Source organism: Streptomyces sp. NBC_00287 (assembly GCF_036173105.1).
Classification (GTDB): Bacteria; Actinomycetota; Actinomycetes; order Streptomycetales; family Streptomycetaceae; genus Streptomyces.
This window is the reverse complement of sequence record NZ_CP108053.1, coordinates 68,071-93,036: the sequence shown is the minus strand read 5'-3', so window position 1 is coordinate 93,036 and position 24,966 is coordinate 68,071. Positions and strand designations below refer to the sequence as shown.

The 24,966-nt window shown below is 69.7% G+C and carries 21 protein-coding genes and 3 pseudogenes; 14 read left to right on the top strand and 10 right to left on the bottom strand.

Features of this window, described 5'->3' with window-relative positions; genetic code table 11:
- Positions 1-19: 19 nt before the first annotated feature.
- Together OHT76_RS00525 and OHT76_RS00520 are read right to left on the bottom strand one after the other, a co-directional pair.
- Positions 20-244, bottom strand: a pseudogene (locus OHT76_RS00525) (helix-turn-helix domain-containing protein); the annotation flags it as partial.
- 105 nt (positions 245-349) lie between these two features.
- On the bottom strand, positions 350-1,120 hold the full coding sequence (locus tag OHT76_RS00520; RefSeq protein WP_328868709.1) for a transposase family protein: 771 nt from the start codon (positions 1,118-1,120) through the stop codon (positions 350-352).
- Positions 1,121-1,278: 158 nt separating this feature from the next.
- On the opposite strand from OHT76_RS00520, the gene OHT76_RS00515 reads away from it, so the two are divergent.
- From OHT76_RS00515 to rox, 4 genes are all read left to right on the top strand, one after another.
- Complete coding sequence (locus OHT76_RS00515; protein WP_328868708.1) at positions 1,279-1,797, top strand: HEAT repeat domain-containing protein; 519 nt, start codon at positions 1,279-1,281, stop codon at positions 1,795-1,797.
- Positions 1,798-2,001: 204 nt separating this feature from the next.
- Positions 2,002-2,550: a DUF4262 domain-containing protein gene (locus tag OHT76_RS00510; protein ID WP_328868707.1), complete on the top strand. Its 549-nt coding sequence runs from the start codon at positions 2,002-2,004 to the stop codon at positions 2,548-2,550.
- Positions 2,551-2,955: 405 nt separating this feature from the next.
- A complete protein-coding gene (locus OHT76_RS00500; protein ID WP_328868706.1) occupies positions 2,956-3,819 on the top strand; it encodes a YhjD/YihY/BrkB family envelope integrity protein in 864 nt (287 codons plus the stop codon).
- A gap of 772 nt (positions 3,820-4,591) precedes the next feature.
- Entirely contained in the window at positions 4,592-6,016 is a 1,425-nt protein-coding gene (gene rox / locus OHT76_RS00495) for a rifampin monooxygenase (RefSeq protein WP_328868705.1), read from the top strand.
- A gap of 617 nt (positions 6,017-6,633) precedes the next feature.
- On the opposite strand, the gene OHT76_RS00490 is transcribed toward rox, so the two are convergent.
- A complete protein-coding gene (locus OHT76_RS00490) occupies positions 6,634-7,182 on the bottom strand; it encodes a flavoprotein (protein ID WP_328868704.1) in 549 nt (182 codons plus the stop codon).
- Entirely contained in the window at positions 7,179-8,450 is a 1,272-nt protein-coding gene (locus OHT76_RS00485; protein ID WP_328868703.1) for a helix-turn-helix domain-containing protein, read from the bottom strand. The genes OHT76_RS00490 and OHT76_RS00485 overlap by 4 nt, the downstream gene beginning before the upstream one ends.
- Positions 8,451-8,627: 177 nt before the next feature.
- Here OHT76_RS00485 and OHT76_RS00480 point away from each other — a divergent pair, with 177 nt between their 5' ends.
- From OHT76_RS00480 to OHT76_RS00440, 9 genes and pseudogenes are all read left to right on the top strand, one after another.
- Positions 8,628-9,059, top strand: coding sequence for an ATP-binding protein (locus OHT76_RS00480; RefSeq protein ID WP_328868702.1), 432 nt, complete (start codon positions 8,628-8,630; stop codon positions 9,057-9,059).
- Between the two features lie 44 nt (positions 9,060-9,103).
- A complete protein-coding gene (locus tag OHT76_RS00475) occupies positions 9,104-10,390 on the top strand; it encodes a UDP-N-acetylglucosamine 1-carboxyvinyltransferase (RefSeq protein WP_328876420.1) in 1,287 nt (428 codons plus the stop codon).
- Complete coding sequence (locus OHT76_RS00470) at positions 10,387-11,616, top strand: bifunctional metallophosphatase/5'-nucleotidase (RefSeq protein WP_328868701.1); 1,230 nt, start codon at positions 10,387-10,389, stop codon at positions 11,614-11,616. The genes OHT76_RS00475 and OHT76_RS00470 overlap by 4 nt, the downstream gene beginning before the upstream one ends.
- Positions 11,613-12,152 (top strand): dCTP deaminase, encoded by a 540-nt coding sequence (gene dcd, locus OHT76_RS00465; protein WP_328868700.1) that lies wholly within the window; start codon positions 11,613-11,615, stop codon positions 12,150-12,152. The genes OHT76_RS00470 and dcd overlap by 4 nt, the downstream gene beginning before the upstream one ends.
- Entirely contained in the window at positions 12,149-12,685 is a 537-nt protein-coding gene (locus tag OHT76_RS00460; protein ID WP_328868699.1) for a dCTP deaminase, read from the top strand. Before dcd ends, OHT76_RS00460 begins: the two co-directional genes overlap by 4 nt.
- A pseudogene (locus OHT76_RS00455) lies at positions 12,682-13,780 on the top strand (glycosyltransferase family 4 protein). Before OHT76_RS00460 ends, OHT76_RS00455 begins: the two are co-directional and overlap by 4 nt.
- Before the next feature lie 88 nt (positions 13,781-13,868).
- The gene (locus OHT76_RS00450) at positions 13,869-14,921 is read left to right on the top strand and encodes a serine hydrolase domain-containing protein (RefSeq protein WP_328868698.1); all 1,053 of its coding nucleotides are present in this window, start codon (positions 13,869-13,871) and stop codon (positions 14,919-14,921) included.
- A gap of 266 nt (positions 14,922-15,187) precedes the next feature.
- Entirely contained in the window at positions 15,188-15,727 is a 540-nt protein-coding gene (locus OHT76_RS00445) for an ArsR/SmtB family transcription factor (protein ID WP_328868697.1), read from the top strand.
- Between the two features lie 17 nt (positions 15,728-15,744).
- Positions 15,745-17,019, top strand: coding sequence for an MFS transporter (locus OHT76_RS00440; protein WP_328868696.1), 1,275 nt, complete (start codon positions 15,745-15,747; stop codon positions 17,017-17,019).
- A 357-nt stretch (positions 17,020-17,376) separates the two neighbouring features.
- On the opposite strand, the gene OHT76_RS00435 is transcribed toward OHT76_RS00440, so the two are convergent.
- From OHT76_RS00435 to OHT76_RS00420, 4 genes and pseudogenes are all read right to left on the bottom strand, one after another.
- Positions 17,377-18,063, bottom strand: coding sequence for a hypothetical protein (locus OHT76_RS00435; RefSeq protein ID WP_328868695.1), 687 nt, complete (start codon positions 18,061-18,063; stop codon positions 17,377-17,379).
- Positions 18,064-18,320: 257 nt separating this feature from the next.
- Entirely contained in the window at positions 18,321-18,653 is a 333-nt protein-coding gene (locus OHT76_RS00430; protein WP_328868694.1) for a hypothetical protein, read from the bottom strand.
- A gap of 469 nt (positions 18,654-19,122) precedes the next feature.
- Positions 19,123-20,028, bottom strand: a complete 906-nt coding sequence (locus OHT76_RS00425) for a replication-relaxation family protein (protein ID WP_443049682.1) — start codon at positions 20,026-20,028, stop codon at positions 19,123-19,125.
- Between the two features lie 285 nt (positions 20,029-20,313).
- Positions 20,314-20,568 (bottom strand): annotated as a pseudogene (locus OHT76_RS00420) (replication-relaxation family protein); the annotation flags it as partial.
- Positions 20,569-21,119: 551 nt separating this feature from the next.
- Here OHT76_RS00420 and OHT76_RS00415 point away from each other — a divergent pair.
- Complete coding sequence (locus tag OHT76_RS00415; RefSeq protein WP_328868692.1) at positions 21,120-22,457, top strand: MFS transporter; 1,338 nt, start codon at positions 21,120-21,122, stop codon at positions 22,455-22,457.
- On the opposite strand, the gene OHT76_RS00410 is transcribed toward OHT76_RS00415, so the two are convergent.
- Both OHT76_RS00410 and OHT76_RS00405 read right to left on the bottom strand, forming a co-directional pair.
- Positions 22,364-23,758, bottom strand: a complete 1,395-nt coding sequence (locus OHT76_RS00410) for a TfuA-like protein (protein WP_328868691.1) — start codon at positions 23,756-23,758, stop codon at positions 22,364-22,366. The two genes, OHT76_RS00415 and OHT76_RS00410, sit on opposite strands and share 94 nt — an antisense overlap.
- Positions 23,755-24,957 (bottom strand): YcaO-like family protein, encoded by a 1,203-nt coding sequence (locus tag OHT76_RS00405; RefSeq protein ID WP_328868690.1) that lies wholly within the window; start codon positions 24,955-24,957, stop codon positions 23,755-23,757. Before OHT76_RS00405 ends, OHT76_RS00410 begins: the two co-directional genes overlap by 4 nt.
- Positions 24,958-24,966: the final 9 nt, after the last annotated feature.

The following is a 24,966-nucleotide window of genomic DNA, read 5'->3' as shown; positions in this document are numbered from 1 at the left end:
ACAGAGAGTACGCGGACAACACCCCGAACAGCGGAGCCAGTTGGCGCAGCGTGAGGTTGGTCCGCCAGTAGGCGGCGACCAGCAGCACCCGGTCCTCAAGCGGCAGGCTCCACGGCCGGCCCTTGCGCACCGGGTCTGCGCCCTCGCGCCGCAACGCGGTGACCAGCTTCGCGAACTGACGCGCACTCAGCCCGGTGAACGGGGCTATCCAGGAAGGCTCCGACGCCGTGATCACACCAGACACGACAAGATCATCTCACCCGTGACCAGCAGTTACGGGACAAGTCTTAAAGCGTGTTGCACAAGGCTGTGTTCGGGCAGGTCAGAGCCCGTGGGTGGGGTGGCCTGTTCATGACGCGAGGGCGAGGTTGTGCATGTGGGCGACGGCCTGGACGGCGTGATGGAGGCCGCTGCCGCGTTGCCGGCAGTCGCGGAGGATCTTGTAGTTCTTCATGCGGCCGATGACGTGTTCCACCCGGGCACGGACCTTGCGGTGCGCGGCGTTGTCGTCCTCCTCACCCGGGAGCAGAGCCCGTCCCGGGCGTTTTCGGTGCGGCACGGCCATGCCGCAGTTGAGATAGGCGCCGTCGCCCAGCACCGTCACCCCCTCGCAGTGCGCGGCCAGGCCGGAGCGCCGCCAGGCGTGAGCGTCCGCAGTGGTGCCCGGCACCGGACGCGCGGCCGCGATCACCGGCCGGGTGTCTGCGTCCACGATGACCTGCACGTTCGCGGAGAACCGGTAGTTGCGGCTGGAGGCGGCCACGCTCCGGTCCCGGACCGGGATCAGCGTGCCGTCCACGATCCACAATCGGTCTGCGGCATCCGCCGGGCCGGAGACGGGCTCGAGCGCGAGCAGCGGACCCAGCCGCTGGATGACCCGGCACACCGTCGAGGAGGACACCCCGAACAGCGGGCCCAGCTGCCGCATCGTCAGATTCGTGCGGTAGTACACCGCCACCACCAGCACCCGCTCGGCCAGCGGAAGGGACCATGGGCGGCCCTGCATCGTGCCGTTGCCGCCCCGCTCCCGGACCACCTTCAACAGGCGTGCAAACTGAGTCACTTGCAGCCCGGTGAACGTCTCCACCCACACCCGCTCAGCCCTCAACACCCCGGCCATACCCAGGAGATGCCCAGTTCAGAGCCTTGTGCAACACGCTTTAGGGTTCACCCAAGACCTGGGGCGTTCAACAACCTCACATGTGAACATCGGCCTAGCGGCCGTGACGCGCTCAAGCTCTTCAACGTGAACATCACCGCATGGGAGGTGGTCAGGCGATGACCCCTGAGGAGCAGGATCTGGTCATGGGCCTGGTAGTCGCACCGGGCTCGCCCCCGACGACCACGATCGATGAGGTGCTCGCCCACTTCGGCGAGTCCGACGGTGGGGTCCTGGCGCTCCGGCTGCTCCGGGAGGCCATGGAGCGCCGGGACGCCGGCGACGTCGAGATGGCGTTGATCGTTCATGGCGCCGCCGACGCCTCGGTCGAGGAGTTCCTGGAGCCGTTGATCGAGCTGTTCCCTGCCGAATGGCACAGGGAGCACGAGGACATCGTGTCCATGCTGGGCAAGCTCCGCTCGCCCAAGACGGTGCCGACGCTGGGCGAGGCGACTCGCTGGGTTCCCGAGCATCTGGACTTCGACGAGTGCCGGGCGCTCGCGGTGAAGGCGATCTGGGCGCTCGGCGGCATTCCCGGCCCGGAGGCCCGGGAAGCCCTCGAGGGCTTGCGCGACGCCGAGAACGAGATCATCCGTGAGAACGCGGTGAAGCAGCTCGCACGCCGCGGCGAGCTCTGACCGCGGAGTCGTAGCCGTCCGGCCAAGATCAGTCTCACCAGGATTTCCTGTACCTCAACTACCCACACCCGTAAACCACCGTCGGGCCGTGAGTGACGCCCAAACTCGGTTCTGGCACAGATCTTGGGGAGCGGTCACTGAGGATGACGGTTTCGTTCGAAACCCCGCTGCCCGAATCAAACGCTTACCTCGTAGCCTCTGCACATGACTCGTGATCCGTTCCAGTGCCGCTGCGTCCTCTGCCATGAATACGGTGACCGGGACGAAGCGGACCGCATGGATCTGACGATTATCGAGAATGTGCAGCAGCATGGATGGCACGTCGTAATGGTTCCCGAGGACGAGATCGGTCCTGGTTTCGCATACACGATCGGCCTCGCACACACTCACGGGGCACCTGAACTCGCCCTGTTCGGACTCGATATTCACGCCATGCACCGCATGCTCAACAGACTCGGGGCGAAGTCCTCCGCCGACGCTGTACCGGCTGACGGCCAGCGTCAACCTGACGTTGTCGATGGTCAGCAAGTCGCGCTCAGGCAGGTCGATCTCCGCTGGTACCGGACCTTCTTCGGGCGGGCCATCGGGTTCTACCGGCGGCCCCCTTTCTCTGTGCTGCAAGTCGCCTGGCCCGATGCGGATGGCCGCTTTCATTGGGAAGAGCAGGCTGAGGAGAAGCATCGGGAGTCCCAGCCTCAGTTGTGGCAGCCGCCGAGTGAGCACCCTGTCGGGATCTGGACGACCGAACTCTGACTTCTAACGTGCTGGCCAGTGGCAGACCAACACCGTCGTGACAGCTATTGAAGCAAGATCATCTTGTGGAGCAGTTCGAATCCTGCTCGGCCGTAGAGCTGCCTCTTGATCTTCTTGCTGCGGTTGACGGCGCCCTCGATGCTGCCCGAGTTCCAGTGAAGGGTGAGCCCGGCTGTCACGGCGTCGAAGTCTCGGTGCAGGTGCAGTGCGAAGCCGGTGGGGCCGGGTAGCTGGCTGGCGTCGACTGCGTCGATCCACGTAGGGGAGTGTGGCCGTCGATGGAGGAGATACCGAGGTGATCGCCATCGACCCGCTGTTGGGCCGGCCGCCGACGATCGGCGGGGGGACACCCGTTCGGGGGCAAGCGCGTCGGGTTACGCCCGGCGGGCGGGTAGTCGACGGCACATGCGCTTCAGATTCGGTGCGCCGGAAGACGACCACGCCGCGCACCACGGCCATTGGTTCGCTCGGCTCCATCGGTGGGTGCTCAGCTCGTGGATCGGGGTGGTCTGGAACCGGGGGCGCGAGATGGAGCTGATGCACCGTGCCATGGGCTTCGCGGCGCTGAGCTTCCTCACGCTGCTGCCGTTGTTGGTCGTCGTCGCGGCGGCCGACCTCGCGAGAGGTCAGGGCTTCGCCAGGTGGCTGGTCCAGGGCCTTGGTGTGTCGGAGGTGTCGCAGGAGGAGGTCGAGCGGATGTTCGGCCGGCCGGGGCAGGCCCTGCAGCGCACCACGGCGCTCGGACTCGCCGCGCTGGCCGCGTTCGGTGTGACCTTCGGCGCGGCCGTACAGACCGGGTACGAGCGGGTGTGGGACCTGCCGACGGCGCGCTGGCACACGATGTGGCGCCATGTCGTCTGGCTGGCCGTACTGACCGGCTCCCTGCTGCTGTTCTTCGCCGCGCCCACCCCCGAGGAGGCGTCCGCTCTGAAGTCGGTGCTGGTCGCCGGGGTCGATGTGGTCGGCGCGTTCGTCTTCTTCTGGTGGTCGCAGCGGCTGCTGCTCTGCGGCCGCATCCGCTGGCGGGCGCTCGTGCCGGGGGCCGCGGCGACGGCGCTGGGGCTCCTCGGGCTGCGGGTCTTCTCCCAGCACGTCTTCTCGCCGCTGATCGCGTCGAACACGGTGACGTACGGTCCGTTCGGGACCGTCCTGGTTCTGCAGTCCTGGCTGGTCGGCGTGGGTTTCGTGGTGTACGGAGGGGCTCTGGTCGGCCGGCTCTTCCACGAGCGTCTGGAGCGGCGCCGGCTCCCCGTGCCAGGCGAACGGTGACACCAAGCGGAGCTTGGTGAGTATGTCCCGCTACTTCAAGTGCGCGAACGCGTGGGACCTCAATCTGAGTCCCCTGTCTTGGTTCCCTTGGCCGCAAGGGTCAGCAGCAGTACCGGTCGAACACCAGCGAGTTCCAGAACGGCGCGTCGGCCTGCATGACCAGCACCGTCACCGGACACAGCTGCAAGCAGCGGATGCCTACAGATACCTGACGAAGCGTCACTACCTGCTGTTCTACGGAGCGGCGTACGCGGTCTCACACCCGATCGGTGCATCGCAATCGAACACCGTGGTCACCCTCTGCGACCGCTCCCCAAGATCTGTGCCAGAACCCGAAACTCACCGGCATGCGCTGTTCCTTGTCATCGACAAAGCCAGGCAGTTTCCTGCAACGTCCGGGACTTGTCCGGCCGTTCATGGGACTGCGTCACGCTTGGGGCGCTGTGGGGCCGGGGAGGGGTGAGCGTGCCGACGATCGGGGCCGCCCCCTGGTGTTTTGGGATGCTGCTGTCTGGCAACGGCACCCGGGTCCGAACGACGTGGGCGGTGTTTGGTCGTGGCGGGCGGCTATGCCCCGCCGCGGTGCGCGGCGCATCGGCCGCTTCGCCAGAGGTGGTTCGCCCCGGTGGTCAAGGAAAGCTGATGGCAAGGAGGTTGCCCGTTCCTTACCATGATCAACTTATGGCCCGCAGGGGACTTGCCGCAAGGCCCGGGTCGTGGCGCAGAATCGCCACTCGAAGCCAGGATCTGCGGAAACGGGTGGGAAGTTCTGATGATCGACGTGATTGTTGCCGGGGGCGGACCGGTCGGGCTGATGCTGGCTGCTGAGCTGCGGCTGGCAGGAGTGCGGACGGTCGTGCTCGAGAAGCTGACCGAGCCGGCCGGGCAGTCCCGCGGGCGCGGGATTCAGGTGCGCAGCGTGGAGATGCTGGACCAGCGGGGCCTGTTGGACCGGTTCCTCGCGATGAGCGAGCAGTACCGGACCAGTGATTTCGGCGGTCTGATCAAGCTGCGGTCCCAGCTGTTGGACACTGCGCACCCGTTCGGCCTCGCGACTGCGCAGACCGTCACCGAACAGCTGCTGACCGAGCGCGCCACCGAGCTCGGTGCCGAGATCCGGCGCGGCTGCGAACTGGTCGGGCTGAGCCAGGACGAGGACGGGGTGAGCGTAGAGTTGGCCGACGGCACGCGGCTGCGGTCGCGCTACCTCGTCGGCTGCGACGGTGGCCGCAGCACGGTACGCAAGCTGCTCGGCGTCGGCTTCCCCGGCGAGCCCGCCAGGACCGAGACGCTGCTGGGCGACATGGAGATGACGGAGGATCCGGCGACGGTGGCCGCCATCACCGCGGAGGCCCGCAAGGCCCACGTTCGGTTCGGCACCGTCCCGCTGGGGGACGGCGTGTACCGGGTCATCGTGCCCGCCGCCGGCGTGGTCGAGGACCGGGCGACCGAGCCGACCCTTGAGGAGGTCAAGGAGCAGCTGTGGGCCCACGCGGGCACCGACTTCGGCGCGCACTCACCGCGCTGGCTGTCCAGGGTGGGCGATGCCACCCGGCAGGCCGAGCGATACCGGGTCGGCCGGGTACTACTGGCGGGCGACGCAGCACACATCCATCCGCCGACCGGCGGCCAGGGTCTCAGCCTCGGCGTCCAGGACGCCTTCAACCTCGGCTGGAAACTCGCCGCCGAGATCAACGGCTGGGCACCGGCCGGCCTGCTCGACACCTACCACAGCGAACGCCACCCGGTGGGGGCCGGCGTCGTGGCCAACACCCGCGCGCAGACCGCGCTGCTGGAGAACACCCCCGGCGCAGTGGCCCTGCGGGAGCTGTTCTCGAAGCTGCTGGACTTCGACGAGGTGAACCGGTACGTGACCGAGATGACCTCCGCGGTCGGCGTCCGCTACGACTTCGGCAACGGCCACGAGCTGCTCGGTCGGCGGATGCGGGACGTCGCGCTGAAGCGCGGACGCCTCTACGAGCAGATGCACGCCGGCCGCGGACTGCTCCTCGACCAGACCGGCCGACTGTCGGTGACAGGATGGGAAGACCGGATCGACCACATCGTCGACACCAGTGAGGAACTGGACGTACCCGCAGTACTCCTGCGCCCGGACGGCCACGTGGCCTGGGCGGGCGAACACCAGCAGGACCTGCTCACCTACCTTCCCAAGTGGTTCGGCACCGCCGTCAGCTGAGCCCGCAGTTGCGGCCGGAAGAGACGGGACCGTCGCGCCACTGCCCACAACGCCGATTACTGGCCGGCAGGAACGGCCGCAGCCGTTCCCACTCCGCATTCGTGAGATCACTCCAGCCCATGTCCACACCAACGACCTAAGCGTGAAGTCCCATGATCGGCTGGACAGTCCTTGAAGCGCCCAGCCGTGACTCAGGGGCCCAGTCATAGAAGTTGTGCCAGAGCCACGGTTCACGGAATGGCGACACCTGGTCACCCGGCGCAGAGGAGGTCCAACCCGCCACGGCAGTCCCGGCTGGTGGGGCGAGCTGGTCAGGTCCTGGAGGCCGGCCGCCCCGCCAGAAGGTCTTGGACCGCTACGAGGAACCCCACCCCGACACCCACCTCCTCCGGGTGCAGCCAGCGTTCCTCCGGATCCCTGACGGTGAACCTGGGGACCGAGCAGGCGACTCTGTCGCGTGCCCGCTCCCTGTGGCCGCGACGATGGTGGTGATCGCGGGTGGTGACTGGGGTGTTCCGGAGATTGTGAGAATTGGCGGCGTCGGCTTCGCCTGCGCGCCCGTGGCCGGGGTGGCCGCTTCCCGCGCTCGCGGGGATGTTCCCTCGAGCGTGGGAGCGTTATGGGCGAGGTGCGAGGTGTGGGTCCAATAGATCCAGGGCTTCGTGCCAGTGGAAGCGGTCGGCGCCGCCGCCGGTTTTGGGCCGGTGGGGTTCGTAGGAACCGATGAGTACGCCCATTTCGCGTAGGTGGTTGAGGCTGCGGTGGTAGGCGGGGTGGGCGGCCTGGGCGGAGTTGAGGTAGGGCAGGACGGCGGTGGGGATGTTCATGCCGTATGCCTCGCACAGGATGCCCAGGGCGAGGGTGTCGCTGATCCCGGCGGCCCATTTGTTGATCGTGTTGAAGGTGGCAGGTGCGACGGCGATGGCGTCGGCGGGCGGCAGGGGGCGGGCTTCGCCGGGGGTGCGCCAGGCGGAGCGGATCGGGTAGCCGGTCTGTGCCTGGATCGCTTCTGCGTCGAGGAAGCCCAGGCCCTGCGCGGTGGCGACGATCCCGACGTCCCAGTGGCGTTCCTGCGCTGCGGTGATCAGTTTGCCGACGTCGCCAGCGATGCCGCACGCGCAGACGACGACGTACAGGAAGGGCTTCGGGGTGTTCGGCTCACTCACGCGGGGGCTCCCAGTTGGCGGCTGAAGCGATGCAGTTGTGGCAGGGTACGGCGGCGGTCGCGGGCGGCCATATCGGCGACCAGGTCGCGGACGTCAGGGCGGCGGATGTCCTGGGCAGCGCAGGTCTCGGCGATGCGCAGGGCCTGGTAGCCGTCGGCGAGGCGGCCCTGCTGGCTGTAGGCGCGGGCCGCTTCCACCCACAGGGCGGCGCGGCGCTCGGGGACGGGGATGTGGCGGCGCATGAGGGGGCGGGCTGCCTTCAGGGCCAGGCCGGAGTCGCCGAAGGCCACCAGGGAGCTCAGCTCGTGGAGGGCCACGTTGGTCGGGCTGAAGTTCGCCCAGGCATCAGGCCGGTCGAGGCAGACGAACCGGGCCACCTCTTTGGCCTCGGCGAGGAACTCCTCGGTGGCTCCGCGGTCGCCTCCCGCGCTGGCAGCTGTCACGCCGCGCAGCAGCAACAGCCCTACGGCTCCGAGGTACTTCGGGGAACGCAGGTCGTAGGAGCCGGTCAGCTGGCCGGCCGTATGCCTCACGAGGGTGACGGCCTGGGCGGCGTGCTTCTCGCGGGCCAGGACGTGGGCCTGTACGCGGACGCTGGAGGCGAGGACGACCGGGTCGCCACAGCGTTCGGCCTCGGCCATCGCCCGGCCGGCGGCGAGCCATGCGTTGCCCTGGTCGTGCTGCTTGAGGAGAAGGCTGGTCGACGTCTGGTAGGCCGTGGCCAGCAGTGCGGACAGCACGTCACTGTCCGTCGCGCTGCTGGAAGCCAGCCTGAGGTCGGCAATCAGGCCGGGCAGCGCGCGTTCCAGTTGTGTGTAGTGGCAGGTGGAGAAGAGCCGGCGGGCAGCGCCCAGCCGTTCGCGGAGATCCGCCGTCTCCAGCGGAGCGCCGGTACTCGCAGGGCTCGGGCCGGGCAGGAGCGCCTGGACGAGGTCGTCGTGAGCGGCGGCAGGCGTGGCCGGGGTCGCGAGAGCGGCCACGCTCGCGGCGAGGAAGGTGCGGCGGTGCATATCTTCAGCTTCGGGATCGGTGGCGTGGGCATCGGGAGCAGCAGCGAGACCTAACCGCTCAGGCGGAATCTTGAGTTCCCACGCGACGGCGCGCAGCACACGGATGTCCTCGGTGCCCCGGCCGCCCTCCAGGCGACTCACCTTGGACTGGTGATAGCCGAGCGCGGCGGCGACGTCCTTCTGCGAGCGCCGCTGTAACACCCGTGCCTGACGGATCACTTCGCCGATCCGTCTGGCTTCGCTGCGTGCTTCGGCCATCTGCCACCGGCCCCTTTCCGCCGCCGCCGATCCTGCCTGCTCAACCGAGAGTAGATCAGCCGTACTTCGCCGTAATGCAGCACCTGCATTACCGATGCAGCGCCCGCACCCGGGCTAACCACCCATCGCGACGAGCTGGTTGCGTGAAGTGGCCGCACTCACTCCGGGAGGCCGCTCATGGCAGCGCACCAGCTCACCCTCTCCGTACCCGCCACACCAGCAGCGGTCACCGCTGCTCGGCACCAGACCGTGGACGCGATAGCGGGCTGGAAGGCGGAGCTGGACGACGAAGTGCTGCACACCGCTGAGCTGGTAGTCAGCGAGCTGGTCACCAACGCGGTCCAGCACACCCACACCGGACAGGTCTCCGTGACCGTCCGTGTCGCCGGGGCCGTCCTGCGCATCGAGGTCTCGGACTCCAGCCCGGTGCTGCCCCGGCCCGGCCTCCCGGACGGGCACAGCGAGAGGGGCCGCGGCCTGTTCCTCGTGACCGCACTCGCCGACCGGCACGGCGCCCATCCAACATCCATGGGCAAACAGTGCTGGGCCGAGATCGCCCTGACCACCAGCTCGCGCCAGAAGATCTCCCTTCCTCCGCAAAGGAGTTGACCGTGCCAGTCACCACCTCAACCTCACCTCGACGAGCCGCCGAGGTGATCGCCGTACGACCTGGGCCACCGCTCGCGGGAACGGTCACCGTCGACGGCTCCAAGAACGCCGCCCTGCCGCTGCTGGCCTGCGCAGCAGCTGTTGGGCGCCCGGTCCGGCTGAGTAATATCCCGGCGACTACGGATGTCCAGATCATGCTGGCCCTGTTGCAGCAGGCCGGGTGGCACATTGCGCAGCCCGTCGGTGAACCGACCACCGCCGTGATCCTGCCGGCCGAGAGCCGCTGCATCTTCCCCGTGCTGGCCCAGGCCGCCCACATCCGCGCCTCGTACTACTTGGTGCCCGCCCTGCTCGCCCAGCATGGCGAGGCACGACTGCCCTGGCCCGGAGGCTGCCGAATCGGCGCGCGCGGAATGGAACTGCACTTCACGGTGTACGAGGCGTTCGGCGACCGGAGCGTCGTGGACGACTCCGGCTACCGCGTCAAGGCCGGCACCCCACGCACCGGCACGGTGTCCCTGGTTCTGCCGTTCCGCTCCCGCGGGGCCACTGTGGCCGCCGTACTGCGCGCCCTGACAACCCGCCGCCCGTTACGGCTGGGCGAGCCCAACCTCTCACCGGAAGTCCTGTCCGTGCTCGACGCCCTGTGCTCCGTGGGCTGGCAGACGCGGGCCGGCGAGCGCCTCCTCACCCTCTCGCCCCCATCCGCGGGCCAGGAAGGCGACGCTGTCGTCTGGCAGGTGCCCGGAGACAAGGTTGAGGCAGGCACGCTGGCATGCGCGATCGCAGCGACCAGGGGTACGGCTCGTATCGACGGCGTACACGGCAAGGACGTAGGCCCGCTCGTGGCCGCCCTTCAGCAACTAGGCATCCCCGCCGGCGCCGAGGCCAACGCCCTGTCCGTCAGTGCCCAGGACACGCGGCCGACGGCCCGTCCTCTGCGGGCCATCGCCTCCCTCAGCCCTGGGGGACTGGACGCCGACTTCGAACCACCCCTGATGGCACTCGCCCTCGGCCTGCCCGGCACCCACCTGTTCGCCGACGCGATCAACCCCGGCCGCCACGGCAACCTGTTGCCCCAACTGGCCCGCCTCGGCGCCGACGTCGAGGAGATCTCGCCCACCGAGTGCCGCCTGACCGGGCCCCAGGAGCTGACCGGGGCGGGCGTGGAGGCCACCGACATCCGCACCGGCTCCGCCCTCATGGTCGCCGGCCTCACCGCCCGAGGCGTCACCACCGTCGGCGGACTCGACCAGCTCCGCCGCGGCCACGCCGACCTGCCCGGCAAGCTGCGTGCCCTGGGCGCCGACATCTGCGAGGTCACCCCATGACTGCCACTCGCACCCTGCGCCAGATCGTGGCCACCACCGACGTCCACTCCACCCTCGCCAACGCCGCCCCCTTCCTCAACCACCTCCATGTGCTTCGCCCGACCTCGCTCGTCGTGGACTGCGGCGACTTCTTCGAGGGCAGCGGCTATTACCGCCTCGCCCACGGCAGCATCGAGCGCGCGATCCTGCTCAAGCTGTACGACGTCCTGGCCCCCGGCAACCACGGCTGGCCCCACCACTTCGAACCCGCACTCCACCGGCTCACCGTCTGCGCCAACGCCGTCCACGCCCATACAGGCGACCCGCTGTTCCGGCGTCTGCGGATCGCCGACGTCGGCGGCCAACACGTCGGCGTCACCGCGGTGATCGGGCAGCAGGCTTTCCACTCCATCCCCGCCGGCCAGCGGCCCGAACAGGACGTCACGGATCCCGTCCAGGCGCTGCGCGAAGTGATGCTCGCCCACCACCACGAAGTGGACGGCTGGATCCTGCTCAGCCACTCCGGTTTCGACCAGGACCTCAAACTGGCGGCCGCCTGCCCCTTCCTCGACGTGATCTTCGCCGGACACTGCCACAGCGAGCACTACGGGCCCATGCGGGTCGGTGACACGCTCATCGTCAAAGGACGCGAACTCGCCGACGGGTACGCGATCGCCACGCCCGTCGGACCGGGCTGGGGTGCAGGCACCGCCCGCTTCCCGGACCGCGCCCCAGCCGCCCTTCCCGCTGACCTGTCGGACGTACAGACACGGATCGACACAATCAGCGGTCAGCTGACGGGCGTGCTCGGACCCATCGCCAAGGCGTACCGGCACGCGGTACCGGACCGCCACGGTCTGCTCGTCGACCTCGGCGCCTGCCTGCGCACCGGGCTCGGTGCCGACGCGGTCATCCTCAACGAAACCGCCCTGCGTCCCGTCCCACTCGCCGACGCCCTCACCCTGGGCGACCTACTCGCCATTGAGCCCTTTGGCAATCAGCTCGTCCACGCCCACCTCCCGGAAGGCTTCTGCCAGGACCCTCAGAGCCTGCTGAAACGCCTCGCCGAGCAGGCCGGCCCCCTCGTCACCGCGCCAGACCCTCTGCCGGACACCACCACCACTGTGCTGACCACCGACTACCTCGCCGACACCTACCTCGCCGGCCGCGCCCACGCCGCAGGGCTGCTCCTCAGCCAGGCCCTCAAGCACGTCCTCACCGCGCCCGCCCATGAAGGCGCGCGATGATCCTCACAGGTCCCGAGATCACCGCCGCCGCCCAGGACGGCCGCCTGCGGATCACACCCTTCGCACGCGACCAGGTCAACCCCAACAGCTACAACGTCCGCCTCGGCCCCGTACTGCTCACCTACACCGCCGACATCCTGGATGCTCACCAACCCAATCCCACCACGGCCCTCGTGATCGGCCCGGACGGATACGTCCTCCAACCCGGCGAGCTCTACCTGGGTCACACCCTCGAAGAGGTCGGCTCCGACACCTTCGTCCCGCTGCTGTTCGGCCGCTCCTCCGTCGGACGCCTCGGCCTGTTCGTCGAAATCACCGCCCCCATCGGCGACATCGGCTTCCACGGACAGTGGACCCTCATGCTCACACCGATCCGCCCCCTGCGCGTGTACGCGGGCATGCGGATCGGGCAGATCATGTTCTTCGCCTCCGCCGGCCCCATCACCCCATACGCCGGCAAGTACCAGGCGGCGGCCGGTCCCCAACCCTCCGCGTACTGGCGCGACGCAACAAAACATCGGGCGGTGGCCTCGTGATCCTGACCGGACCCGCCATCGCCGCAGCCCGAGCCGCGGGCGAGATCACCATCGAGCCGTACGACCCGGCTCGCCTCTCGCCGAACGCCTACGACTGGCGCCTCGGCGACACCCTGCGCATCTGCGCCGCGGGCCTCGACGCCGCCGCGCCCACCCCGTACGCCGAGACGACCATTCCTCCCTCCGGGCTGGTCCTGGAGCCAGGCATCCTCTACCTCGGTGTCACCCATGAGAGGACCGGGTCGGAGGCGTATGCCCAATTCCTCAACGGCGACCGCACCATGGGCGCGCTCGGCGTCTGGGTTCATGTCTCCGCCCCGCTCGGCCACCAGGGCCACGCCATCCACTGGACCCTGGAGATCCGCGCCGCCAAACCAGTCCGTGTCTATCCCCAGATGACCTTCGGCAAGCTCATCTTCATCCGCTGCCTCGGCGCCCCGGCCAGCTACCAACTGCACGGCCTGAAATACACGGCAACAACCGGCATCGACATCTCGCGCCTCTACGAAGAGTTCACCGGAGGCACCACATGAGCCCTTACGTGGCGACCGCTCTCGACCTGCCCTTCGGCAGCGCCGGAGGCAGCGTCGAGCTCTTCCTCGATCTCTACACCGGCGAGAGCCCGCTGATCCCGGCCCGCGCCTTCATGCTCGCCCCGCAGACACCTCCGCCCCGCCTCCCTGCGGGGCTGGAGCTCATGACCGTCCCCGGCAAATGCCTCTCCGGGCCTGCCTTCCAGGCGTACGTCGACGCGCTGCGCAAAGACCTGGCCCAACGCATTGACCCGGCCGGCATCGACGTTCTCCACCTTCAGCATCTTGCCTTCGGCGCAACCTCGGCCCTGATCCGCGCCCTGCCCACCCACCCCCGCATCGCACTCGTCCACGGCACCGACCTCCTGTTCGCCGAAGCGCACCGCGACCAACTCCGCGTCCTGCAGGAGACCGCACGCTCGGCCCACGCCATCGTCGTCCCCGCCGGCGCCATGGCGGACCGCCTGCTCCAACTCGCCCCGACCACGGACCGTGGGAAGATCACCAAGATCCCCTGGGGCATCCCCGACCACCTGCTCACCAATCCACCGCCACGCCCAGCCCACAGGCCCACCGGACATCTGCGGCTGCTCTACGCCGGACGCCTCACCGCCGAGAAAGGCATCGAGGCCCTCCTGCGCGCCATGCCCGTCGCCCAGGCCGTCGAACTGAGCATCGCGGCACCCCACCACCATTTTCACGGCCTGACACCGCTCCTGCGCCTCCTCAAAGTCCATGTCCGCTACCTCGGCTGGCTCAGCCGTCCGCAGCTGTGGCACGCCTTCGCCGACCACGACGCGCTCGTCATGCCCTCGACCACCCTCGAAGCCATGGGCCTGGTCGCCCTCGAAGCCCAAGCCTGCGGACTACCGGTCCTCTACCAGCCCGTCCCCGGCCTGAGTGAATCCCTCGCCGCGACTGCCCTGGCCACGGACTTCACCCAACCCCACCGCCCTGGCCCAGGACCTCAAGCGGCTCCGCTCCATCGCCGGCCTGCTGCCCGCGCTCCAGGCCGCAGGCCGCGCCAACGCCGCTCTCTATCCCCTCACCGCAACGGCGGCATCCCTGAACGACCTCGGCAAACAGCTCGCATGACCCGCCCACACCGCAACCGGACTTGGACCGACCTCCTCACTACGCTGAGCACCGGGACACCACACGGCCCACGATCGATCGGGAGACCATGGCCCTCGCCCTCGACACCGACCGAATCCACCAGCTCATCCACGACGGCGTCCGCGACAAGGTCTACCCCGGCGCCGTCTGGGCCGTAGGAGACAGCCAGAACACCCACGCCAGCGGCACCGCAGGCGTCCTCGACCCCACCCGCCCCGACGAACCGATGCGGCACGACACCGTCTTCGACGTCGCCAGCCTCACCAAGATCCTCGCCGTGTGGTCGAGCATCGGATCACTGGTCGAGGACGGCAAACTCCAACTCGACACACCACTCGGCGACTTCTGGCCCGAGGTAGCCGGCCACCCCCTGGCCCAGGTCACCACACGCCACCTGCTCACCCACACCGCCGGCGTCCCGCCGCGGGCAAACCTCAAGAACCTCTACGGCACCGATGCCCAGGACGTCCGGGACGGCGTCCTCCACGAAGCGCTCCACCGCCCGCCCGGCCAAGCCGTGCAGTACACCGACCGCGCGGCACTCATCCTCGGCTACCTCGCCGAATACGTCTGCGGCCAGAGCCTCGACGCCCTGGCCACCACCCGCGTATGGCAGCCCCTCGGCATGACCCGGACCTGCTACGGGCCCCTCCCCGCAGAGACCGCGCAACACTGCGCGCCGACCGAACTCGATGCCGACACAGACACCCACCTGACCGGAGTCGCCCACGACTTCTCCGCCCGCCTGCTCGGCGGGGTGTGCGGCATCGCCGGGGTGTTCTCCGTCCTCGACGACCTCGCCGCCTTCCTCCGCCACATGCTGGAACCAGCCACAACTGTCGAGCAACCGGGGTTCGGCCGCACCTGGATCAAGGAGTCCCTCCAGATCCAGACCGGCGAACTCGCCCCGGTGCGTGGACTGTTCTGGCATCCGGCCCCCGGAACCTCTCCGGCAGCCGACGACGTCTGGGTGCACTACGGCTTCACGGGAACGGGCATCTGGGTCTCACCCAAGGAAGACCGGTGGGCGGTCCTGCTGACCAACAAGCTCTACTACACCCGGGACCGTGAGCCCCTGACCCGCATCCGCAACGCCTTCCGTTCCCTCGTCTTCGCCTGACCGGTCCGAGTGCCGCGAGCCAACTGCCCAGAGGCCGCCCCATCGCGGCAGCGCCGCCCCGCGCCGAGAGGGAAGCGGGCGGCCCGGGTCGGCGGATTGGTGCCGTGCCCGGTGGGGGGTGAAAGGGGGCGGGTTTGTTGGCAGCTCTCCGGGCCGGCTGCGGGTGGAGGGCTTTGGCGGAAGGTCTCGCGCGCCGGACAGCAGGTTCTGGGGGGCCGCGCGAAAACCCCTAGCGCAATGGTCAAGAATCGTTGACCATTGCTCGCATGCCCACCGATGATCTTCCCGAGACGTTTCACGTCACCACGGACGAGCAGCTGCGCGCCGTCTCCAATCTCACGCGTCACCGGATCATGGCCGTGCTCCGCTTCGAGCCGGCGACGATCACGCAGATCGCCGAGCGGGTTGGCCTTGCGAAGGGGAGTTCCAGCTATCACGTGCGGCTGCTGGAACGGGCCGGGCTGGTGAAGGTGGTGCGGACGCGGAAGGTGCGAGGGGCCACCGAGCGGTACTACGCCATGGCCGCACGAGCCATCGAGCTGCCGGATCCGGGCGAGTCAGGCCCGGATGTGCTGATGCGGCATGCGGTGGCGGACCTGGAGGCAGCGCCGACGGACGGCGAGCGGTATGTACGGATGGCGCATCTGCGGCTCACCGACGAGCAGTTCGCCGAGCTGGGGGCGCGGCTGGAGGCACTCGCCGACGAGTACCGGGAGCTGTCCGATCCGTCGCTGCCGGACGCGTCACTCGTCTTCGCACTGTTCCACCCGGCAGCGCGCGAGCAGGCCGAGCAGGGCGCCAAGTGACCTCGGACGTTCGGAAGTTGCCGACCGGGTTCGCACGGCTGTGGACAGCGCAGACGATCTCCTCGCTCGGTGACGGCATCACGCATGCCGCGCTGCCGCTGATCGCGTTGACGTTGACGCGGGATCCGATGGCGCTCGCCGTCGTCACGGCCGCCGGGACGCTGCCGTGGCTGCTCTTCGGGGTGCTCGGCGGTGCGCTGGTGGACCGCTGGGACCGCCGGCGCACGATGTGGGTCGCGGACGCGGCGCGTGCGGTGCTGCTCGCGATACCCGCGGCGGCGGCCGCGCTCGACGTCTTGAGCATTGCGCTGCTCGCGGCCGTCGCCTTCCTGCTCGGCCTCGGCGGACTCTTCTTCGACACGGCCGCCACGGCCTATCTGCCGGAACTGCTCGGCCGCGACCCCGCACTCCTGGAGCGCGCCAACTCCCGCCTGCGCGGCGCCCAGACCGCCATGTCCGGCTTCGCGGGGCCACCTGCGGGCAGTGCACTGCTCGCGCTCGGGCGGGCGGTTCCGCTGCTCGCCGACGCGGTGTCGTTCCTGCTGTGCGCACTGCTCGTCCGTACGCTGCCCACCATGCCCCGGCCCGCGGCGGAGGCCCGCGAGTCGCTGCTTCGGCAAGCGCGGGCCGGGGCCGCCTACGTCTTTAGGGACCGGTTGCTGCTCGGGCTCGCGCTGCGCCCGGCGGTCGGGAACGTCGCCTTCCTCGCTGTGGAGACCGTCCTGGCCCTCTTCGCGCACGACCGTCTCGGCATCGACACCTACGGCTTCGGCCTGCTCCTCACGGCGGAGGCCACCGGCGGTCTGCTCGGTGCAGGCATCGCCTCCCACCTTGGCCGGCGACTGGGCACCGGCACCGCACTGACCTGCACGGCCGCAGTCGAAGGACTTGCCATCTGGGGCCTGGCCGCTGCCCCGAACCCGTACGTGGCCGGGCTGGCGCTCGCCGTCTGCGGGGCCGGCATGGGCGCCACGATGGTCCTCGCGCCCTCCCTGCGACAGGCGATCGTCCCAGCCCACCTGATGGGCCGGGTCGCCTCCACCTCCCGCATGCTCGCCATGTGCGCCGCCCCCATCGGGGCCTTCCTCGGCGGCTGGCTGGCCACCACCTACGACATCCGCACCCCGCTCTACGCCGCCGCCGCACTCCTCCTGGCGATGACGGCCGTCACGGCATCCATGACCAGCAACCGCCGCATCGAAGCGGCGCTGCGTGCCGCCGCCCCGGCCGGCGGTCCAGATCACCCGGCATCCAAGGATCTGGCCCAGGAGAGTGCACCCGACGTGCTGTGACGCCTGCCGGGTGGCCGAAACCCGCACCAGCCGCACGAAGCCTTAAACAACCTGACTGGCGATGCTCCGTAAGCAGTTCCATGCCGGGGACCGTCCAAAAGGGCTCGACGAGTAGAGACCCCTTGAGCGTGGCCGCTGTCCAACTCCCGGCCCATCACCGCCTGTTCTCCTTCCGTACCACGTCCGTCCCGCCCACTGCACGGACCGTGCTTCGATGACTGACGCAAGCAAGTGACGCGTGGCGACCGTGCACCACTGGACCGGCCTTAAGGCCAAGGCCCTGTCCGCGATGCGGGCCGTTCTCGGCCATGTGGGGCGGGGTGACTGTAATCGGCGTGCCGGAGGGCCAAAGGGGGTTCATCGCCGGGTTGTCGGAGGGAGTTGGATCGTCGCGCATGCCGGGCCGCGCTCTGTGAGGGACTCGCAGTCCTGGGATCCGCCGGCGGCCACGGCGCCGATTTCGATGCCCCAGGCTTCCGCCGGCACGGTAATCGGTGAGCTGACCCGCTGTTCCACCATGCCTTTGTCATCGGGCCTGAGGTAGCTGCTGTAGAGGTCGATCTCATCGAGTGGATCCATGTCTTGGTCGACGGCGTCTGCGTAGACCTCGATGGCCGCCCACGTGTCAACGCCGTCGGCGCGCACGGTGAAGCTCAGCGTCAGATCCGATCGGTGACCTTTCAACTCGAGGTTGGTGATAGTGGGGCGCCCGTTCCCCCCGGCTGCCTTCGAGGCGCCCACGACCGCCACGCTCAGCGACGCCATGTAAAAGATCACCCCGAGAATGAGTACGACGGTCTCCCACAGAATCCCCCGGGGCGTCGGGCGGATCAGCAGTGCCACGATGCTGCACACGATGGCGAGGATGGCGCAGAGCGAGGCCACATAGATGGGCCACGATTCGTTGTTGAGCGCGACGAAGACGATGTCGCTCGTGAGCCCGAGCGCGGTCATGATGCCTGCAACGGCGACCAGGGCACCGGCGAGGGTCTTGGCGACATCGTCCAGCCGCTTCCCGACCCTGGCCTGGGCCTCGTCGGACATCGGAGCGGTCTCGTGCCTATCGCCTGGAAGCCTCATCCCGCTCATGGTGGTCGAGGCGTGGCGTGTCGGATCGCCTCGGCACCCCGGATTGGGCCGAAGGGGCGAAGGAGCGCAGAGAGGCTCGCCCGGCCCTCGGCAACTGCGCTTCCAGTTGAACCCACTCCGCACCGGATGAGTCACCCGCACAAAAGGCCGAGAACGATCCGCGATGCGGGCCGTCACCGACCCATCAGACACGCCTAGGGGTGCGTTCGCAGTCAGGGCGTGTCGTGCTGAAGCACTGCCAGCACGTCGTTGGACGATACGACCTGCTCGTCGTCTGCGGGCGGACTGACCTCAACCGGCTTGCCCGGGTCACTGAACCGAACCGAGAAAGACCGGCCCTCTTCCACCTGGTACTCGGCGTATCGGGCAGCGGGATGGCCCTTGTCTGGCACATACACCCGGATCGTCACGGGTCCCTCGGTCATCGACAGCAGCCGCAGACGCTCGCCGTCGTGTTTGGCCGCCGGGCCGGACAGGACATCGTCGGCGTCCTCGGCTGCTCCTGCAAGGAGCAGCCCCCCCCTCGCACACCGGTGCGATGCCATCGGCCTGCGGCACCCCGCTCGGCAGGCTGGTCACCATGTATGCGCCACGGAGAAGCTGTGCGGCCGACCACGCCTTGTCGCCCGACTCAGGCTCAGTCGGGTCTGCCGTCGCCTTGTGACCGCCGTTCAGCATTGTCACAGCATCGGCGAGGACGGCGTCATCCCACCGTGTCCAGACCCCGGTGCCCTACATGCACGCTCTGGGCGCCTGCCACCGTCCCTTTGCAAGACTGCGGCCGTCGAGCCGGGCGTCAAACCCGGTTGTCTCTCCGACGGAGTTGCGGAACGGCCCGACCATCCTGAAGGACCCGGCTTCTCGTAAAGGCCGTAAGGCCTCCTCGAAGGTGTCCGCTTCGCTGCTGCGCTCCCTGCGCACGAGGTCAGCGCCACGGCCGTCGCGGCTATCACGGCACACACCACTGCACGTGCTCCGTGCATCCCCCTGCTCCGCACCGCGGTGACCACGCAACTACCTCAACTCTCCTACAGGGCGGAAGGCTTCACCAATCCAAGAAGCAAGATGTCCGTGCGGGTGAATCGATGGCTCGCCGCAGCGGACCACTGCAACGTAGGGGCGCCTTGCAGCCCCGGTCCACGGCCGCGGGATGCACAGTTCGGTGCGTGACCCACGCTGGCCTCCGGCGAGGGGTGTCCATACGTGGGCGGCGGGCCCGTGGTTTTCGAGGTCCTCCAGAACGGCGGCCAGCCGAACCTCGCGTCCCACGGCGGCGACGAGGGGGTGTTGGGCGGCCATGGCCTGGAGGTCCTTGATGCGGTTGCCCAGGACGTGGCGGGTGGCTCCGGTCAGGGCGAGCAGCACCGGCGGGAAGACGGGATACCAGCGCAGCCAGATGGGGCCGGTTGCTGTCCTGTGTCCGGGTGTGCGCTGGCGGCCGAGGGGCTGCGGCTCGTAGGTCCACAGGCGGGCGCAGTCGATGAGCTGTGCCGCGAGCCGTTCGCTGCTCATTGTGGAGCGGTCGACCTCGATGAACGCCCGCAGCTTCGTACGCTGCTCGCCCTTGATGAGGGTGCAGTACATGACTGCGTCCGCGATGACTCGGTCGCCCTCGCCGATTGCATGGGACACCGCGGGTGTCCAGTGGAGGTGACCGTGTTCGTGGCCGCCGCGGCGGCGGGCGTCGGCGACGAAGTCGAGATGGGTACGGAGCACGGTCAATGTGTGCGGCGTCTTCAAGGAGGCGGCCGTCGCCGAGGTGATCGGATAAGTGGGGCGGCCGCGGAGTGCGGGCCAATCCCTGGTGAGGCGGGCACCCTTGCCGGTGAGGTACCAGGCCCGCGTGCGCTTGGATGCCGGAAGCACCACCTCTGAACGAACTGCTCTCCCGAGTCGAGTACATCCGGGATCATGAACCATGCTCCCGGATGACTGGCAACTCACCGAAGACGTCAACGACTTCCTCACCCGAGCCGGACTCGTTCGGCACGCCAGAAGCCGGTGAGGAACACGACCGACGCGAAACGCACCTGCCGTCAGGGAGCTGATCCGCAGACGCCGCTCTACCGGTCACAGCGGGGAGGAAGAAGGACCTACTGAACTACAGGAGGCGTTTCTTCGACGTTGACCTCGGCCGGGGCTGTGTCCCCGTGCGGGGCAGTGGTCTCGGACGAGCTCCTGGGCCGGGGTGTGTTCTGGGCCTTTTTACAGCGCCGTCCAGGACCGTGGTTCGCCGCTGGTGAGTGGGGTCCATACGGGGTGGGTGGGTCCCATCTCTTCGATGTCTTCCAGAACGGCTGCTCCGAGGGGAACTTCCCGGGCAAGGGCGGCAACGAGGGGGTGCTGGATGACCGTGGCCTTCAGGTCGCTGATCCGGTTGGCCAGCCTGGTGGGAGAGGCTCCGGTGAGGACGAAGAGGACGCGGGGGAAGAGCGGGTAGTGGCGCAGCCAGGCCGGCCCGGGAGGGGCGGCGGCCGGCGGGGCGCGATGGCCGCGCGCTGACCGGTGGGGTGAGCCACGCGGTGTGCGTCACCGCCGGCTGCCCGGCCGAGCGCCAGGCCAGTGCGGCCACCTCGACTGCGAGGTCGGTGCTGGCGACGAAGTCCACGCTGGCGGGCAGGGCGTCGAAGTCGGGCAGGCGGGCGGCGGGTTCAGCGTGAACACCAGCGGGAGGCTCGCGGTCGCCCGGGCGTTGGTGTGGCCGTCGAGGCACCCTCGACGCCCTCCCTGGGCATCCTGACCAACCGCTCAGCCGTGCCCGGACCCCCAGGGGCCGGGCACACTGTCTGCCGGGATGCCCGTCGGTGACGGATGCTGTCCCCTTCGGTGCTTCGATCGGTCATGTGTGACCGGTGCCGCTGTGTGTTGGACGGGATTCGGTCCGATGGGAGTTCTTCGGGGGCGGGCTGTTGCGTCTGCGACAGACGATCTTTCATGTGGCCTAGAGTCGGGGCGGCCTTCCCGGTGGCAGTGCGCCGCCGGGATTCGTTGTTCCTGGGCGGAGTTGGATCTTGCGGAAAGCGCGGCTGCTGCACTGGGCGGTGGAGGCTGGTCCCCGGATCGGTTGGGCGGCTCGCATCCGGGAGGCAGGGGCACCCCTGGCGATCCGCCCGTACCGGCTGCACTTCACTGCCCGGGTGCTGTCGTGGACCGGTTCGGCCGTCAGCCCGATCGCTCTGGCTTTCGCGGTGTTGCACATTGGCGGGGGCACGGGCGCGCTCGGGCTGGTCCTTGCGGCGAGCGTTGCGCCGCAGATCCTGCTGCTCCTGGTGGGCGGGGTTGTCGCCGACCGGCTCCCGCGCGCACGGGCCATGGTGTGGTCCAACGTCGTGTGCGCGCTCGCCGAGGGTCTGGCCGCGGTGTTGCTGTGGTCCGGGTCGGCGCGGGTGTGGCACCTGGTACTCATGTCCGGGATCTGCGGCGCAGCATCGGCGTTCTTCACGCCGGCCGCGGGGGGCATCGTGAAAGAAGTGGTGCCGCCGGAGGCGCGGCACGCGGCGAACGCCCTGCTGAAGATCGCGCAGAACCTCGTCAAGGTCGGCGGCCCGGCCCTGGGCGGTGTCCTCGTCGCCGCGTTCGGGTCGGCCTGGGCCATCGGATGGGACGCGGTCACGTTCGCCGTCTCCGCCGTCCTGTTCGCCCGGATCGACCTCAAGCCGGAGCCGGTGAAGGTGAGGACGGGGTTCCTGGCCGATCTGCGGGACGGCTGGAGCGACTTTAGGTCCCGCCGCTGGCTGTGGGTGATGGTCGTACAGGGCGCGGCGGTCGTGCCCGTGTGGCTGGTCGGGTACCAGCTCCTCGGCCCGGTCTACGGCGCGCAGTTCCTCGGCGGCGCGGGACTGTGGGGCCTGGTCGTCTCCGGGTTCACGGGCGGTTTGGTGGCCGGGGCTACGGTGGCGCTGGTGTGGCGGCCCCGGCTGGTCGGCCGGGTGGTGTGCGCGGGTACCGGGTCGCTCGCGCTGCCGCTCGCCGCGATGGCGGCCGCCGCCCCGGTGCCGGTGCTTGTCGCGGCGACGGCGGCGGCCGGGGCGGGCCTCGCGGTCAGCATGACCGTATGGTCCGGCCTGGTACAGGAGCGCATCCCGGCCGACCGGCTGAGCCGGGCCCTGTCGTACTCGACGCTCGGGCAGCTCGTTCCCGTACCGGTCGCGTACCTGATCGCGGGCCCCGTCTCCCGCGCCGTCGGCGTCCGCGCCACCCTCGCGGGCGGCGCCGTGGTGATTGTGCTGGCCGCGGTGGTGCCGTTGCTGGTCCGTCAGGTTCGCGTCCTGGCCATGGCCGCAGGACAGTCCGCACACGAGCCGGTCTCCGCGGATGCGGCCGGAGTGTCCGCGTGGGCGCCGAGGTAGAACGCGCGGGCCACCTCGATGGCCCCGGCGAAATCGCGGAAGGCCCGGTCGCGGGCCGCCGCATCCAGCACCGGCCGCCCCGCGCATGCCGGGAGGTTCCACCGCTCGACGAGGTGCCGGCCGATGCGGTCGGCGGACAGGCGGGCGATGGTGTGCCGGTGGTCGGCCTCCTCGACGGCCGCGTTCACGGCGTACGCCGCGGCGACGTCCTCGGCCGTCGGCAACGCGCCGTCGACCAGGTCCCCGGCCTCAGCCCAGGCGGACGGCCACACCGACCACGCGCCGTCCAGCCGGGCCGAGCGGACCATGATCCTCAGCAGTGCCTCACCCGGGGGCAGGGCCTGCAACTCGGCCGGAACGAGCCAATAGGCGAGCTGCTGGCGGGACATGGACGCCACCTCGACCCCCTCGGCCGCGGCCACGCGCAGTGCGGCGGCCTCGACCCCCTCGGGCCCGGGGGCCTGCCCCGCGGCGACAGCCGACAGGACCCGGGCGCGCCACCGGGCCGGGAAGCGGGCGTCGTAGAGCTGCTGGTGCTGGAGCACCGCGAGGAACGGCACACCGCCGGGGCGATGGGCCGCCGTCCAGTACCTGACGAACGACGTCCGCCACGGTTCCGCCTCCCACTGCCGCGCCCCGGCCGGGGACTTTGGCGCTCGGCTCTCGGCCACCAGGACGAGGGCGCGCTCCGCGTCCTGGCGCTTGACGTCGTAGGGGTTGCGGCGGCGCCATCCGTCGACCGCGGCGAACGCGGCCCCCGCTCCCTCCTCGCGGGCCCGGCGGGCGAGCGCGGCCCATGTGCGGCGGGTGTAGGGCAGCGTGCGGGCGAGCCCCTCGAGCGTGCCCGCGTCGGCCTGGCTGATCTGACCGGTGGCGGCGCAACGGATAAGCGCGGCCCGGATGTTCACCAGGGCCTCGGACACCGGCTGTCCCTCGGGGGTGTGCAGAACGGCAACCTCGTCGTCGGCGTCCAGCACCCCGTCCGCCAGGTCTTCGAAGACGCACCCGACGCCGGTCATGCCGTACGGCGCGAGCTCGGCGGCCCGCAGCGCGCCCATGCTGGCCGCGCCGACCACCCGCACCCCTTCGGCCAGCAACAGCAGGATCTCTTTGTGCCGCACGGGGGCCCGCTGGTGCCACACCCCGTCAATGATCACGACCGTATCCCCGGGCGCAGTGTCGAGCCGTAACAGGTCCCCGTGCCCGACCGGCGGATGACATACCGCGGCGGACAGGAGCTCGCGGACGCGTCCGGCCGGGAGGGTCGGACCGCAGAAGACATGCACGGCAGGGGGGTTCACGCGGCAGCCTCCTGACGGGCGGGGACACTCGTGCGGTCCGGTCGAGGGCGGGGGATGACGTGCCGGGCGTCGTATCGGAGGCCCGGCGCGACCACCTTGACCACCGAGAACACCCCGGTCTCGTACGGGCCGTGCGTCAGGTCGACGACCAGCGGGGCAACGCCGGTCACGCTCTCGATACGGGCGGCCAGGTGTGCGGCCTCGCGGTCGTGGGTGTCGAACCCGGCGGCGTACCGGGAAGCGATCGGCCCCCAGTCGGCGCCCGGGTCGGCCGCGGCGGCGGGGCCCTGGTGTTCTGCCTCCCGGTAGGTGGCCGGGTGGACGTCCTCGCGGCTTCCGGCAATCGCGGTCAGCCGGGACTGTGCGGCCTCGGTGATCGCCCGGGACAGGGCCACGTGCGGGTCAAGGTGCGCCCCCGACCCAGAGACGAGAAACGCGGCGTGGTCCTCGCGCCACAGATAGGCGCTCATCACCGGCACCCCGAAGCGGCTCGGCAGATGCCACAACTCCAGCCACGCGCCCGCCTGGTGGACACGCTCGATCAGGGCCGCGCAGTGCGGATCGCTCACGCTGCCCGCCTCGATGCGCACCGGGCAGCCCTCCGGGGCTGCGGGGCCGGTCAGGTCGCTGACCGCGTCGCGCTCGATCACCTCGTACAGCGCATGCGCAACCGCCTCCCCCAGGGTGTTGCCGGAGGCGAGGCCGTTGGTCGAGGCACTGGGCAGATGCAGCCGCCACCGGCCCTGCGTCTGACGGCCGAGCCGCACACACGCGGCCGGCACGAGCACGGGAGTGCCGTCCACCGCCGAGCGGGCGGTGATCCAGTCCAGCACCGTACGGGACGTCAGCAGAGAGCCAGGGTGGGTGTCCAGCGCGGTCACCGGATACGACAGGCGCAGGGCCTCGGCCGGGGCCCGCTCGACCACTGGGGGCACGGCCCGCTCGCCGTGCCACGCCTCGACGGCCTCCAGTGCGCCGGACACGCGGGCGGCGTCCAGCGTCGCCCCCTTGCCCTGCGCAACGCTCAGCGTGCGGGCCAAGGGCCGCACGGCCATCGTGACCGGAATGCCGAGGCCATCGAGGCCGGTCACGTCGGCAACGCGGGTGATGCCGTAGCCCGTCAGCAGCGGCCGGAGCACCGTCCACGTTTCGCCGGGGTGACGGGTGCGGTGCGTACCGGTGAAGAACGCTTTTCGCATGCCTCTCCT